We start from the raw sequence: 14563 nt of genomic DNA, 5'->3' as shown, positions 1-14563 counted from the left end.
GAACCGATCTGGACGGAATTCCTGCGCAGGCTAACGCGCCGCGGTCTACGCGGGGTGAAGTTGGTTGTCTCTGATGCACATGAGGGCATCAAGGCTGCCGTTTCCAAGGTTCTCAATGCCACTTGGCAAAGGTGCCGGGTTCACTTCATGAGGAACGTGCTCGCGCATGCTGGAAAGAGCGGCAGGCGGGTCGTATCCGCCTTCATCGCGACGGCCTTTGCCCAGGAGACCCCGGAGGCAGCAAGCCGCACAATGGCGCAGTGTCGCCGATCAAATCAGGCCGAAAGTGCCGAAGCTTGCCACCATCATGGACGACGCTGAAGAGGACGTGCTCGCCTACATGACCTTCCCGAAAGAGCACCGGGCAAAGCTGCACTCGACGAATCCAATTGAGCGTCTCAACGGCGAAATCAAGCGACGCACCGAGGTCGTCGGCATCTTTCCGAACGACGAAGCCATCGTCCGTCTCGTCGGCGCACTGCTGCTCGAACAGAATGACGAATGGGCCGTTCAACGCGCCAAGTATATGACGCTTGAGACCATGGCCCAAATGAGATGAGCCCCAAATCAGCCTGCCCCGCTGTGGCACGCTGATATCCCCTTCCGACCCATGTCGGGAAAGCACGGCCATCAGCCGCGACCTACACCACCTCCCGGGACACGATCGTATCACCTTGTATTCCGGACTAAACTTATGCCGACAGCGTTGCGATAGAGGGCATTCGGAACCAGCATGCGGCTATTCCGGAAGGTCGGCACTCGCATGACGTCATCTGACCGACATCGTGGGGTTATTCGACAAAAATTGCGAAATGTCCTTGATCCAGTTTCCGCTGTTAGATCTAGTTGTCGCCGGCAGTCCTTCTCCTTCTCTATCATATTTGCTGGAGCGTGCCGCAAGTCCGACAAGAGCTGCGCCTAGGCCAACAGCTCTGTGCTGTCATTGACGGGTTAGGAACACGTCAATGATCAACGAGGCTGGAGCCTTATACCCGGTGTTCCTGCCTCAAATGTAAGGGCATGACGAGTGCCGCCCTTTCCTTCACTTGACCAGGTGGTTTCCGATCGAGGAGCCGCCATCGACCGTCAGAATGCTACCGGTCGCGAACCTCGAACGATCGGACGCAAGAAAAAGCATTGCTTCAGCAATCTCTTCAGCTGTCCCCATCCGATCCATGACGGCACGGGCGTTGAAATCGCTGCGAAGCTTCGCGGGGTCCTTCGCTTCGGCGAAGATTTTCGTGAAGTAAGGAGAGTCGATTGTCCCTGGAGCGACCGCGTTGACACGAATTCCCTCTTTCGCATGATCCATGGCCATCGCGCGCGTCAGCGAAGATATTGCTCCTTTCGATGCTACGTAGGCAGTCCTGTCCGCGATTGCTGAGGTTGCGGTGTAGGAAGTCGTATTGATGATCGAACCTCCGCCGTTCCGTCGCATAACAGGAATGACGTACTTTGAGCAAAGGAAGATCCCTTTGACGTTTACGGACATAATCCGGTCCCAAGTTTCTTCAGGAATGGTCACCACATTCCCCGTCGTTCCGAACCCGGCATTATTGACGAGCACGTCGACCCGGCCCCACTTTGCGGTCGTCTTCTCAACCATGCTTTCCGCGTCCTTGGCGGACGAGACGTCGACGCGAACACCGAAAGCCTTCGAGCCGATCTCGTTCGCCACACGAACCGCGGCGTCTTCATTGACATCAGCAACAACCACATAGGCGCCGTTCTTTGCGAAAAGCTCGGCTGTCGCACGACCAATGCCGCTGCCGCCCCCTGTGACGATACAAACTCTTTGATTCAAATCCATCGACCATCTCCTCATTTTTGGGTGCCTTAGAAGACATTTTAGCAGACAATCTGTCAATTGTGAAAATCCAGTTGACAGATTGTCTGCTGATCTGTTTATCTAGGCTCGATCGAATTTGGCCGTGGGAGGACAATATGGCCGATACCAGCACTGAGGCGCAGTTGGCTTTTAAGGCAGCTATGCGTCGGTTCACATCAACCATCTGCTTGATCACGACCGAACTCAACGGGGTCCGTCATGGCATGGCCGCCACCGCGGTCCAGTCGGTTACCGCGGACCCACCAACTGTTCTTGTCTGCATCAACCAATCGGCTTCGGTGAATCAGCCTTTGAAGATCTCCGGGAAGTTCGCCGTGAACATGCTGCATCTTTCACATGCCGATCTTGTGCCGCTGTTCAGTGGGCAATTGAAGGGTGAAGAGCGCTTTCATTACGGCGAGTGGCTGTCTCTCGACGGCATGCCGGTCCTGTCCGATGCGCAGGCGGCGTTTGTCTGCAAGCTAAAAGATGTCGTTCACGTTGGAACGCATGATGTTGTGCTCGGAGAAGTGCTCGAAGCACGGTTCATCGAGTCAATCGCGCCGCTTCTCTACGAAAACGGTCAACTCGTCAGGTCGTCGTCCATCAGTGGATCGGCCGCATAGTAGGTGGCTTTAACCACCAATCACATCACTCATCGAAAGCCCAAGGGCGGCAAGGAGAAAAGCGTGAGCAATATGGCACCCGCAAGAGAAATTCATGGACGTGAAGTCACAGAGCGCTTTGAGCGCGGACTAAAGACCCGGCGCGAAGTCTTGGGGGGGGGCTATGTTGATGCGTCGGTCAGCAAAGCCACCGACTTCAATTGGCCGATGCAAACCCTCGTCACAGAATACTGCTGGGACGCGATTTGGAATCGGCCGGGCCTGGAGCGCAAGCAGCGCAGCATCCTCAATCTCGGGATGATTTCGGCCCTCAATCGTCCGCATGAGCTGAAACTGCATGTTCGCGGAGCAATCAACAACGGTCTTACCAAAGAGGAAATTCGGGAGGTTTTCCTCCAGGTTTCGATTTACTGCGGTGTTCCTGCGGCCATCGACAGCTTCCGCGTGGCAGCGGAAGTTTTCGACGAGATGGGCATCTAGTTATTCAACGCATTTGAGTGGGCTGAGCATCATCCGTTGCCAGCCCGAGGAGGGACTACAGTGACCGCACAAGACGATTTCCGCGCTGCCGGAAACCCAATGTTCAATGATAACAAGCTCAAGCTCGGCGTATTTGGCACGAATTGCTCGAATGCATGCGCGATTACGCTCGCTGAGACAACGTTCGAACCTACCTTCGACCACAACGTCGAGATTGCAAAGAAGCTTGAGGCAGCCGGTTGGGAATGCATGGTGCCGATTGCACGCTGGCGTGGTTTTGGCGGTCCTTCAAACTTCAATGGCGTGAACATGGATACGTTCACCTGGGCGGCCGCTCTCGCGGCGGTCACCACGAAGCTCCAGTTCTTCTCAACGACTCACATTCCGACGCTAAACCCGATTGTTGCAACCAAGATGGCGACAACAATCGATCACATCTCGAAGGGTCGATACGGCCTCAATCTCGTTACCGGCTGGTTCACTCCCGAAATGGAAATGTTCGGAGTTCCTATGATGGAGCACGACACCCGCTATGAATACGCCACTGAATGGATGGATATCGTCGAGACGCTCTGGAAACGCAATGGCGTTACCTTCGAAGGCGAGTTCCTCAAAGTCAAAGACGCCTTCAGTGAACCCAAACCCTACAACAAGGCGGGTCGCCCGCTCCTGATCTGCGCCGGCGCCTCGGGCAAGGGACTGCATTTCACCGCCAAGTTCTGCGACTTCAACTTCGGCTTCATGCAAGACATGGAATCCGGCGCTGCCTGGGTCAAAAAGGTGAAGGACCTGGCGCGTACTGAATATAACCGTGATCTTGGCACATTCACAGCTTGCCCCGTTATCGTTCGCGAAACGGAGAAGGAAGCAAAGGAATACTACGACTACTACGTCAACCAGAAGGGTGACTGGGAGGCATGCGAGAACATCTGTGAAGTTCTGCAGGTGCAATCTCAAAACCATTCTGCCGAAATGTATCAAAAATTCAAGGAACGCTTCGTCGCTGGCTGGGGTGGATACCCGATCGTCGGCAATCCAGAACAAGTCGCCGACAAGCTCGTGGATCTCAGCAATACAGGCGTCAACGGCGCCTTGCTGACAATGGTCGATTACAACGAGGAACTTCCCTTCTTTAACGACCGTGTCATGCCGCTGCTCAAGCAAGCCGGTCTGCGCAACTGAACCAGTCCTCGGGACGGCGATTGCCGTCCCGACACGAACTCTGCCAGATTCTGGCAGGATTTTCGCGGCTGGCGGCCAAAGGGGCCGGCGGTTGAGCGGAACCACAAGGGGAGGAGGCCCTGAATGCTGAAGAAAATCGTTGCAGCGCTTTTTACGCTGTCGAGCCTTTATCACATGAACGGCGTGGCGAAGGCTGACGGCCTCGATTCGTTGCCGCCGGACCAAAAGGCGCTTTACGAGAATATCGATCCCGCCATTCCGCTCGGGGGGACGGTGTACAAAGATTTTGTTCCAAAACGTCCACCGCCGTGGAAAATTGGTTATGCATCCACATATGCCGGTAATACCTGGCGCGCGAACATCCTGGACGAATTCACCAACGTATTGCTTCCGAGATATAAGGAAGCAGGCCTAGTCTCCGATCTAATCGTCACGCAGTCTGACCTCAAAGACGCTGTCCAAATCCAGCAGATGCGGCAGATGGTTGACGACGGTGTTGATGCGATCGTCATTTGCTGCTCGAACATTACCGCACTTAACAAGACCATAGAGTATGCTCATTCGAAAGGCGTGCCAGTCTTCTCAGTCTCGGGCTATGTCACATCACCCTACGCAATCAATGCCACAGAGAATAACACCGACGGTGGCTACAAGGCTGCTGAATGGCTTGCCAAGGAAATCGGTGAAAAAGGCAACGTCCTGATGGTATCGGGCATCCCCGGTTTCGCATCATCGGACAGCTTCGACATCGGCGCGAAGAACGCGTTCGATAAATTCCCCGGTATCAAAATTGTAGGCACGATAGCTGGCAAATGGACCGACCAGGTCGCCCAGGTTGAGGTTCAGAAGTTTCTTGCCACCAATCTTGCTGAGGTTAATGGCATTCTCGTTCAGTCCGCTTCAGAAAACGGTGTCGTGAACGCAGTACAGCAATCCGGCCGCGACATGATGCCTATCGTGCTCGGGGGTGAGGCTTCGGCAGCCTGCTACTGGCGTAAGAACCCTGATTTCATAAGCAAGAGCTTCCATTTCTGGCCGCCGCGGTCTGATGCCCGCCTTGTGTGGGACGTCATGATGCGAACGCTTGAAGGCCAGGGACCAAAGATCCAGTCGATTCTTCGTCCTGCGCTTCCTTACACCATTGATGACGTGAAGGAAGTGCTGAAGGAAGATTGCGATCCCAATTCCACGGATTGGATCGAGCCGAAGAACAACGGCTGGTGGCCTGCAGACGTCGCTGCAAACTACTTCGAACGTCCTGAAGATCCGTTAGCTTGGCGGCCGAAGAAGTAATGAATGTTCTCCGGAAGGAGACCTCCCAGCCTCCCGCGTCGGTTTCTATAATCGGCGCGGGAGGTATCTGCGATTTGATTGGAAATAGTGTGCTGGACTTTCACAGAATTCAACGTTTGCCGCCTTATGTTTTCGAACAGGTCAACCGTTTGAAAGCAAGCGCGCGAGCGGGCGGCGCCGATATCATTGATCTCGGCATGGGAAACCCCGACCTTCCCACTCCTCAGTCGATCGTCGACAAGCTGTGCGAGGTCGTGCAGGATCCGCGCACCCACCGCTATTCCTCCTCCAAGGGCATTCCGGGGCTGCGCCGTGCCCAGGCCGCCTATTATGCCCGCCGTTTCGGTGTCAAGCTCAACCCGGATACCCAGGTGGTCGCCACCTTGGGCTCCAAGGAAGGCTTCGCCAACATGGCGCAGGCGATCACCGCGCCCGGCGACGTGATCCTCTGCCCGAACCCGACCTATCCGATCCACGCCTTCGGCTTCCTGATGGCCGGCGGCGTGATCCGCTCGATGTCGGTTGAGCCGGATGAGAGCTTTTTCCCGCCGCTGGAGCGGGCGGTCCGGCATTCGATCCCGAAGCCGTTGGCGCTGATCCTCAACTATCCGTCGAACCCGACGGCCCTCGTCGCGACGCTCGATTTCTATAAGGACGTCGTCGCCTTCGCCAAGAAGCATGACATCATCGTGCTTTCCGACCTTGCCTATTCCGAGATCTACTTCGACGGCGCTCCGCCGCCATCGGTTCTCGAAGTGCCGGGTGCAATGGATGTGACCGTCGAATTCACCTCGATGTCGAAGACCTTTTCCATGCCCGGCTGGCGCATGGGCTTTGCCGTCGGCAACGAGCGGCTGATCGCGGCGCTCACCCGCGTCAAGTCCTATCTCGACTACGGCGCCTTCACGCCGATCCAGGTGGCCGCGACCCATGCGCTGAACGGCGACGGTTCCGACATTGCGGAGGTTCGCAACGTCTACAAGCGTCGCCGCGACGTCATGGTCGAAAGCTTCGGGAAGGCCGGCTTCGACGTGCCGCCGCCGGCTGCCACCATGTTCGCCTGGGCAAAGATCCCGGAAAAGTTCCGTCATCTCGGTTCGCTGGAGTTTTCCAAGCTGCTGGTCGAGAAGGCCGACGTCGCCGTTGCACCGGGTATCGGCTTCGGCGAAATGGGCGACGACTACGTCCGTCTGGCGCTCGTCGAGAACGAACACCGCATCCGCCAGGCTGCGCGCAACATCAAACGCTGGCTTAGCGGCGACGAGAAATTTGAAATCAACGTAATGAATCAGTGAAAGGATACCCGATGCCAATCTTCGGATCATGCCAATGCAAAGCGGTAACGTACCAGGTTCAGGAAATTGATGGACCCATGTGGAATTGCTTCTGTCAAACATGCCGGAAGTCACACGCCGCTGATCACAATACCGCTGCGAAGGTGAAAAGCGAGCACTTCAAGATCCTTACAGGCCAAGATACGCTTCATAGCTTCGAATCGACGCCTGGAAAGCTGCGGTGGTTTTGTTCGGTATGTGGCTCGCACGTTTATGCGGAGCGGCCGGCCAGCCCGGAGCTCAAAGTCGTTAGAGCCGGCACGTTCGATACCGATCCTGGAAGTGTGCCGATGTCAAACGTATGGGTATCGCATGCGGAACCTTGGCTCGCCCATGATCCATCGAAGGCAAGCTCACCAGAGTTCCCGTAAGTGACCGGGATACTACCTGTCGTAACTGAGGTGGAGCCACGGCGACCGTATATCAAGCGGCAACGCCTCATTCCGTGTCCAGGAGGTTCTAACGCAAACGTGCTGGGTCGGTAAAAGCGGCAGGGATTGCAGACAGTAGGTGCGCTTGCACGGCGAGCCCACCCATTGAGAGAATAAAGTCGTACGAGACAGAAGACTTCTGCGAAGCAATCCAGCCTTCGAGGTTGGGAAATTACGGGTTGTGAGGGCTCAGGACACCGCAGGACTATTTTTGCCCCCACGGGTCCTCAACGACCTCCATTGCGGTGTGAGTGAAAATTGTAAGATTGTCTTATGCGAGAATGTTGGGAGTCCTGTGACATGAAAGTTGTTGTAATAACGGGGAATTTATCGCGCCCCTCGAAAACCCGGGCCGTAGCAGACTTCATGGTGGATCGGGTGCGCGCGTCCGGCAACGAAGCAAGCTGCTGGGACCTTGTCGACCTTCATCCGCACCTTGGGGCAACAGTGTTGCCCTCCAGCGCCGCTGAGATTGTTAAAGCGGCACTCAACGATATTTTGGCTAGTGACGTGCTAGTTGTTGGTAGTCCGGTCTACAAAGCATCTTACACTGGGTTGCTGAAGCATTTATTCGACCTTGTCGACATGAAAGCGCTTAAGGGCCGCTATGTGATCCCTTTTGCAACCGGTAAAGCATCGAGTCACAAGCCGCTCGTCGAAGCCTCGATGGAAGCCTTATTCGACTTTTTCGAAGCGCAAATACATAGCCGTTTCATTTTCGCTCTCGATGAAGATTTTCAGAACGATGCTCTTTCTGAGAACCTGCGCGCGCTTGTCGACAGAGAGCTCGATGCCGCGCGTCGCGCCGTCAGCCCATAATAAGGAGGAGGATTCCATGTCTTTTTCGAGCATAGATGAGGCGATCGAGGCGATCGAAGCGGGCGAGATGGTTATCGTGGTCGACGACGAAAACCGGGAGAACGAAGGCGACCTAGTCGTTGCTGCCGAAAAAATAACAGCTGAGCACATCGCTTTCATGATGAAATATGCGAGAGGCCTTATCTGCGTGCCACTTCCAGCCGAACGTCTCGACAAACTCGAGATCCCCCTGATGGTCACACGTAATTCGGACTCACTGCAGACGGCATTTACCGTTTCCGTCGATTGCAAACACGGCACAACGACAGGGATTTCAGCCGAAGATCGAGCAGCAACCGTCAAGTCGCTCATCGATCCGCAGACGCGGCCGGAAGACCTATCGCGACCGGGTCACATTTTTCCTTTGCGTGCAAATCGTCTCGGTGTCCTGGGCCGTCCTGGCCACACCGAAGCTGCCGTGGATCTTGCACGACTTGCCGGCCTGGCGCCGGCTGGCGTAATCTGCGAGATCGCCAATGACGACGGAACCATGTCTCGACTGCCAGATCTCGAGAAGTTCGCAATCGAACATGGCCTGCACATAGTAACGATCGACGCTTTGATTGAGTACTGCAGGAGTCGTGATACGAGGGTAAAGCGTTACGCGCAGTCCTTTATGCCAACGCGGTTTGGGGATTTCAAGGCAATTGCTTATCGCGATAGTTTGACGGGAACGGAACACTTAGCTTTGACACTTGGCGAGTTGTGCGAGAAGGAAGACGTTCTGGTACGGGTGCATTCTGAATGTCTGACAGGTGAGGCGTTCCGGTCCATGCGATGCGACTGCGGTCAACAGCTCGAAATGGCTCTTCGGGCGGTCCAGTTAGCGGGCGCTGGTTGCGTGATCTACATGCGTGGGCAAGAGGGGCGTGGCATTGGCTTAGGAAACAAAATTGCGGCTTACAGCCTGCAGGATCATGGTCGTGATACTCTTGAGGCAAATCGGGAACTCGGCTTCGCATCTGATTCCCGCGAATATAACGCAGCGGCGGATATCATCCGCGACCTCGGTATCGGCAGCGTTCGGCTTCTGACCAACAATCCTACAAAAATAGAGGCGCTGCGAACGTCAGGCGTCATCGTGTCGTCTCGCCAGAGTCTGATCGCCGCATCTAGCGCGTCCAACATCACTTATTTTAAGACAAAGCGCGATCGGTTTGGCCACCTGTTGGACCAGGACACGTCAGCTGAACACGTCGGCCGGAGCAACGTCTTTTCAGTGTTTGGCGCGCAGGTGTTCTCTGGACCCCTTGGATAACGGAGCCGCCCCGCCACTTACCTGCCGGTGATTGTAGGGGGCCGCCTTTGACCGGCAGAGTCCTAGAGCTTTTGCGTGGGCCCTGCCAGCACATCATTCGTGCAGGCCTATCGGAGTGATGTGGCCCGCGATTGCATCGAAAGCAGCGTTCGACCATATCTCGTCTTGAGCACGGCTGTTCCGACGGATCGCATTTAATCGCGGTCCGTCTTGTCTTTCGAAAAGTCTCGCAAAACTAATGCTTCATGCGAAGGATCGGCTTAATGACTTTGCCGCTCTCGGAATCAGCCATCGCCTCGTTGATCTGGTCGAGGTCATAGAACTGAACCAGTTTGTCGAACGGGAAAAGTCCCTGCTGCCAATACTCGATCAACTGCGGGACGAACTCGGACGGAACGCTTTGTCCTTCGACAACGCCGATCAATGTGCGGCCGAAAAGGAAGTTCCCGATATCGATCGTGCCTTCAGTGCCGAGAGCGGACGAGCCAACGAGACCGCATGTTCCCGGCGTACCAAGGCAGTCGACTGCCTGACGGAAAACTCGCGGCGAACTCGTGCATTCCAAGCTGAAATCAACGCCTGCGGGGACGATCTTCCTGATCGCGGCAACGCTGTCCAATTTGCGGGCATTTATCGTGTGCGTCGCCCCGAGTTCGCGCGAAAGTTCCAGCCGTTCATCGTTCAAGTCGATCACGATGATGGTCGCGCATCCGGCGATTTTCGCGGCCATCGTAGCCGCCATTCCAACCGCACCAGCACCGAACACTGCTATTGACGAGCCGGGCTTCGGCTTGAGGCAATTCAGTACCGCGCCAGCACCGGTCTGAAGCCCGCACCCGAGCGGTCCGATCAACTCGAGTGGAACATCCTTTGCAACCTTCACGGCGTTTCGTTCGCTGGCGATGGCGTAGGTTGCAAAAGACGACTGCTCGAAGAAGCAGCCACTAATCTGTTTCCCGTGAGAATCATGGATCGGGCAGGTGCCATCCGGACGAGTGCCGCGGAAATTGCGACCGAAGAAGTCCTCGCAGTAGAAAGGTGTACCGGAAAGGCACTTTTCGCACTTGCCGCAATAGGCGTAGCTCAAAGCAACGTGATCACCGGGCACAAGATCTTTAACTGCGCTCCCGACGGCCTCGACGACGCCAGAGCCTTCGTGTCCCAACACAACAGGTTGAGGTACGTCATATCCCTGGTCCCTGACCACCAGGTCGGTATGACATACCCCCGATGCGACGATGCGGACCAAAATCTCGTCTGCACGAGGTTCCTCAATCCCTATGCACTCCAAGATCAAGGGCTTCGCCTTTTCGCGCGAGACCGCCGCATATGCCTGCTTCATGTAACTGTTCCTCCAAGGCTCACAACGCAATTCGCGCGAACGTACTCATCGTCAGACAATCAGTCAATAATTACTCTATTAAATTAGATCAGTTCAACCGGAGCAGGGCTGCATTTTTGCAAAGTCACGAGTGAACGCTGATTTGAAGTGATCAAAGGGTTCCGATGCATGTTCGAAAGGGAGCATGCGTTTTGTCCCGCTTTGGGCTGAAAGATCGGCAGACGAAAATTTAGTAGCAACGTGTGAGGCGAGCCGGATGGCGTCGCTTGCCGACGTCGAGCCGGTTCTGAAGGCTATCGACAGCTTCGAGACACCGGTATTGCCAAGTTCAACCGACTACAAACGATGCTACTGCCAGCCAGGCTTAACAGACAGTACCAACCAGGACGTTAGTCTTCTCGATGATCGAGAGGTCCGACGCAATCCGGTATACAGTTGGCGCGGCGGTCGGTGACTCAATAGCGAGCGTATCCTGGATCGTGAGGCGTTCGATGCCCTGCTTTAGTGACCTGATCGTATTCCCGTGGGCCACCACAAGAACCGATTTCCCTCTCAACAAGGGGGGGAACACTTCGCTTATCAAAAAGGGCAGAACCCTCGCGCTTATGTCCCGTATGCTTTCTCCCCCAGGTGGTGGAGTGCTGTACGAGCGGCGCCAAACCTGGACAACATCCTGGCCCCACCGCTCACGTGCCACGTTCTTGTTGATGCCGGTGAGCTGTCCGTAGTCGCGTTCGTTCAACTCGGTTCTCCTGATTGGCTCCAGCAGATCGCCGTTGGTTTCGTTCAAAATCGCTCTGCAAGTGTCGACTGTGCGCAAGAGGGCAGAACTAAACGCAATATCGAACGAGATGCCGAGGTTCGCGAGCAGTGAGCCGGCTCGCCTGCTCTCAGACCAGCCCTCCTGTGTGAGCGGCACGTCGCTCGTACCCGTGAACTCCCCGCGCGCGTTCCCTTCGCTTTGGCCATGCCGGACAATCACCAGAGTGGACATTCATAACCCTCCCATCGATTTAGCGAACACGAATATTGTCGCACTATCGGACAATCCGTCAAGTGCGACTATGTGCAAGTGAAAACAAAACGATGTCGAAAAAACAAACGTCGAAGTTTATATTTATTGACAGATTGTCTGATAGCTCATACCAATGCACTCCGCCGTATTGAGGAGAGTCCGGCACGGCTTGGGAAGGCAAGGCTCTCGCCTTAACAGACAATGCCGCCCAGAGCGGCCGGAGGAGGAATTTTCATGAAGAGACGTACATTTCTACAAGCGAGCGGGGCAATTGCTGTAGCCGGCACGTTCGGAATGCCGGGGATTCTTCGCGCCGACGACGCGATCAGTCTCCTACCTGACACTTGGCCCTCCGAAGGCGCCAACCCAATTGTCGACGCGGGTAAGTTCAAGAAGTCAGGCCCGTGGAAGATCGGACACAGCCACTACGGCCTCGCTGGTTCAACGCATACCTACCAGACGGCGTTTGAAGCCGAATATGAAATAAAAAAGAACAAGGATCGGATCGCTGATTACCAGTTCCGGAGCGCTGATCTCAATGCCTCCAAACAAGTTGCCGATATCGAGGATCTGATCGCCCAGAAGGTCGATGCGATCATCATCGCACCGCTAACCACCGGTTCCGCCGTCGAGGGCATCAAGAAGGCAAAGGCTGCTGGCATTCCAACCGTAGTCTATCTCGGACGCGTCGACACCGAGGAGTTTACGGTTCAGGTCCAGGGCGACGACTTCTATTTCGGGCGCGTGATGGCTCAGTTCCTCGTCGACAAGCTTGGCAACAAGGGCAAGGTATGGGTTCTGCGTGGCGTCGCCGGGCATCCCATCGATGCAGATCGTTATGCAGGCGCCATGGAAGTCTTCAGCAAGTCTGGACTTCAGATCACGTCGACCCAGCACGGAAGCTGGTCTTATGAGGACTCAAAGAAGATCGCCGAAAGCTTGTATCTCTCCGACCCAGATGTCGCGGGCATCTGGACCGATGGAGCCAACATGTCTCTTGGCGTTTTGGATGCCTTGCAGGAGGCTGGCGCCTCAACGATCCCGCCAATCACGGGCGAAGCACTTAACGGCTGGATGCGTCGTTGGAATGACGAAAAACTTTCCTCGATCGGTCCGATTTGCCCACCCGCTCTGTCTACTGCCGCGCTACGGGCCGCCTTCGCCTTGCTGGATGGGAAGCCGATTCAGCGTAACTGGACGAACCGCCCCAAGCCGATCACCGACGAGACGCTCTCCCAGTTCTATCGCGCAGATCTCACTGATGCGTACTGGGCGCCGACCGAAATGCCGAACGAAAAGCTCCTTGATTATTTCAAGGCTTGATGAACTACGGGCACGATCACTCGTGCCCGTATCCCTGTCGAAGATGGAAATTCCCATGAGCACGCTTGTCGAGATGGTCGGCATCAACAAATCGTTTGGTTTCACGAAAGTCCTTTCGGACGTTCGCTTTTCCCTGGAACGTGGCTCCGTGCACGCTCTGATGGGGGAAAACGGCGCGGGGAAGTCCACCCTGATGCGTATTCTGGCGGGGGTATATCAGCCGGGCGCAGGAAGTGTTCGGCTCCGCGGGGAGGAAGTCAATTTCCGTTCCCCTAAGGAGGCACGGTTGGCGGGAGTGTCGACGGTGTTTCAGGAGTTTACCCTGATCCCCAATCTCACCGTTGCTGAGAACATGTTCCTGGGCCACGAACCTCGTCGCATTGACGGTTCGATCGATAGCGTCGAGGTAGTGAAACGCGCTCGCGCTTTGCTGGCTGACGTATTTCCACAGCTCGACGCAACCGCGATCGTCGAGACACTGACTGTCGCGCAGCAGCAGGCAGTAGAGATCGCGAAGGGACTTACGTCGAACGCGGACGTATTCATCTTCGACGAGCCAACGGCGGCGTTGAACTCGACCGATGTCGCGCATCTTTTCAAGGTTATCCGCGACCTTAAGGCTCAACATAAGGCTGTCGTCTACATCTCTCATCGCATGAATGAAGTCTTCGAACTATGCGACACCATCACCGTCATGAAAGATGGCGCTTGGGTAAGGACTGCAAGAGCGCAGGACTTCAACTTGCAAACGCTGGTAGCGACAATGGTTGGTCGCGAACTTCAGAACTTCTTTCCGCCGCGCTCGCAGGCCACCGGAGCGGCAATGCTGGAGGTTTCGGACTTGCGCCTCGACGACAGCAGCTCGACAGTCACTTTCGTTGTCAGAAAAGGTGAAATCATCGGGCTGGCAGGGCTCGAAGGACAGGGCCAGCGAGAGATAATGCGTGCCATTGTGGGCGTTGAATCGCCAAAGGCCATCGCCGTGTGGCGTGCCGGCCCCGACAACAGCATGCACGTGGTGAATGTAGGGTCAGGGTTCGCTCGCGCGGTCGCATCAGGAATCGGTTTTATCCCTGAGGACAGGAAGCAGGAAGGGCTGTTCCTGCGCCTGCCTATCTACGACAACATCGCGCTGGGAAAACAGCTCAATCGGAATATGGCAAGCGTTGCGTGGCGATCGGTGTCGAGGGTCCGCGAGGTGATCAAGTCGTTACGAGTTGCGGCCGCCGATCCCAATGCGCCCGTAGGTAAACTCTCGGGCGGGAATCAGCAGAAGGTGCTGCTGGGCCGCTGGTTGCTCTCCGGAGTGGACATCCTCGTTATTGAGGAGCCCACGCGCGGCGTCGACGTCGGTGCAAAGGCAGAGATTTACAGATTGCTGCGGGACTTCAGTGATCGTGGCGGTGCGGTCGTGGTTTCGTCGCGCGAGCACGCTGAGCTTATAGGGCTCTGCGACAGCATTTTGGTCGTTCATGACAGGAAGATCGTCGGGCAGATGTCCGCAGAGGGGGCGACCGAGGAAAGAATCCTCGAGACTGCGCTGGGGGCGAGTGCGTCACCGGATCCCCGTGCTGCGGTGCATTGAGGAGGATA

Annotated in this window: 13 protein-coding genes and 1 pseudogene; 11 read left to right on the top strand and 3 right to left on the bottom strand. The window is 55.9% G+C overall.

Annotated elements, in window-relative coordinates; all coding sequences use genetic code 11:
• Window positions 1-578, top strand: a pseudogene (locus tag GGD53_RS23255) (IS256 family transposase); the annotation flags it as partial.
• Between the two features lie 464 nt (window positions 579-1042).
• On the opposite strand, the gene GGD53_RS23250 reads toward GGD53_RS23255, so the two are convergent.
• Window positions 1043-1810, bottom strand: coding sequence for an SDR family oxidoreductase (locus tag GGD53_RS23250; protein WP_004671535.1), 768 nt, complete (start codon window positions 1808-1810; stop codon window positions 1043-1045).
• A 134-nt stretch (window positions 1811-1944) separates the two neighbouring features.
• On the opposite strand from GGD53_RS23250, the gene GGD53_RS23245 reads away from it, so the two are divergent.
• From GGD53_RS23245 to GGD53_RS23210, 8 genes are all read left to right on the top strand, one after another.
• Window positions 1945-2454 carry a flavin reductase family protein gene (locus GGD53_RS23245; protein WP_008534378.1) on the top strand — a complete coding sequence of 170 codons (510 nt, stop codon included), beginning with the start codon at window positions 1945-1947 and terminating at the stop codon, window positions 2452-2454.
• Between the two features lie 72 nt (window positions 2455-2526).
• Window positions 2527-2934 (top strand): carboxymuconolactone decarboxylase family protein, encoded by a 408-nt coding sequence (locus tag GGD53_RS23240; RefSeq protein WP_004671531.1) that lies wholly within the window; start codon window positions 2527-2529, stop codon window positions 2932-2934.
• Between the two features lie 60 nt (window positions 2935-2994).
• Window positions 2995-4116, top strand: a complete 1122-nt coding sequence (locus GGD53_RS23235; RefSeq protein ID WP_011053356.1) for an LLM class flavin-dependent oxidoreductase — start codon at window positions 2995-2997, stop codon at window positions 4114-4116.
• 123 nt (window positions 4117-4239) lie between these two features.
• Window positions 4240-5409, top strand: coding sequence for an ABC transporter substrate-binding protein (locus GGD53_RS23230; protein WP_004671529.1), 1170 nt, complete (start codon window positions 4240-4242; stop codon window positions 5407-5409).
• The gene (locus GGD53_RS23225; protein ID WP_011053357.1) at window positions 5409-6704 is read left to right on the top strand and encodes an LL-diaminopimelate aminotransferase; all 1296 of its coding nucleotides are present in this window, start codon (window positions 5409-5411) and stop codon (window positions 6702-6704) included. The genes GGD53_RS23230 and GGD53_RS23225 overlap by 1 nt, the downstream gene beginning before the upstream one ends.
• A gap of 11 nt (window positions 6705-6715) precedes the next feature.
• Window positions 6716-7114 (top strand): GFA family protein, encoded by a 399-nt coding sequence (locus tag GGD53_RS23220; RefSeq protein WP_010029274.1) that lies wholly within the window; start codon window positions 6716-6718, stop codon window positions 7112-7114.
• Between the two features lie 360 nt (window positions 7115-7474).
• Window positions 7475-7993, top strand: a complete 519-nt coding sequence (locus tag GGD53_RS23215; protein ID WP_004671524.1) for an NAD(P)H-dependent oxidoreductase — start codon at window positions 7475-7477, stop codon at window positions 7991-7993.
• 16 nt (window positions 7994-8009) lie between these two features.
• On the top strand, window positions 8010-9290 hold the full coding sequence (locus GGD53_RS23210) for a bifunctional 3,4-dihydroxy-2-butanone-4-phosphate synthase/GTP cyclohydrolase II (protein ID WP_004671523.1): 1281 nt from the start codon (window positions 8010-8012) through the stop codon (window positions 9288-9290).
• A 235-nt stretch (window positions 9291-9525) separates the two neighbouring features.
• Here GGD53_RS23210 and GGD53_RS23205 read toward each other — a convergent pair whose 3' ends face one another.
• On the bottom strand, window positions 9526-10632 hold the full coding sequence (locus GGD53_RS23205) for an NAD(P)-dependent alcohol dehydrogenase (RefSeq protein WP_004671520.1): 1107 nt from the start codon (window positions 10630-10632) through the stop codon (window positions 9526-9528).
• A gap of 364 nt (window positions 10633-10996) precedes the next feature.
• Window positions 10997-11626, bottom strand: a complete 630-nt coding sequence (locus tag GGD53_RS23200; protein WP_008534389.1) for a 2,3-bisphosphoglycerate-dependent phosphoglycerate mutase — start codon at window positions 11624-11626, stop codon at window positions 10997-10999.
• 255 nt (window positions 11627-11881) lie between these two features.
• Between GGD53_RS23200 and GGD53_RS23195 the strand changes: the two genes are divergently transcribed.
• Both GGD53_RS23195 and GGD53_RS23190 read left to right on the top strand, forming a co-directional pair.
• Window positions 11882-12970: a substrate-binding domain-containing protein gene (locus tag GGD53_RS23195; RefSeq protein WP_004671515.1), complete on the top strand. Its 1089-nt coding sequence runs from the start codon at window positions 11882-11884 to the stop codon at window positions 12968-12970.
• A 55-nt stretch (window positions 12971-13025) separates the two neighbouring features.
• Complete coding sequence (locus GGD53_RS23190; RefSeq protein ID WP_004671513.1) at window positions 13026-14555, top strand: sugar ABC transporter ATP-binding protein; 1530 nt, start codon at window positions 13026-13028, stop codon at window positions 14553-14555.
• The last annotated feature ends 8 nt before the right edge of the window (window positions 14556-14563 follow it).

Origin of the sequence: Rhizobium aethiopicum (assembly GCF_014197535.1) — a bacterium.
GTDB classification, from domain to species: Bacteria; Pseudomonadota; Alphaproteobacteria; order Rhizobiales; family Rhizobiaceae; genus Rhizobium; species Rhizobium aethiopicum_A.
The sequence above is the reverse complement of the archived record's forward strand: the minus strand, read 5'-3'. Positions and strand labels throughout refer to the sequence as shown.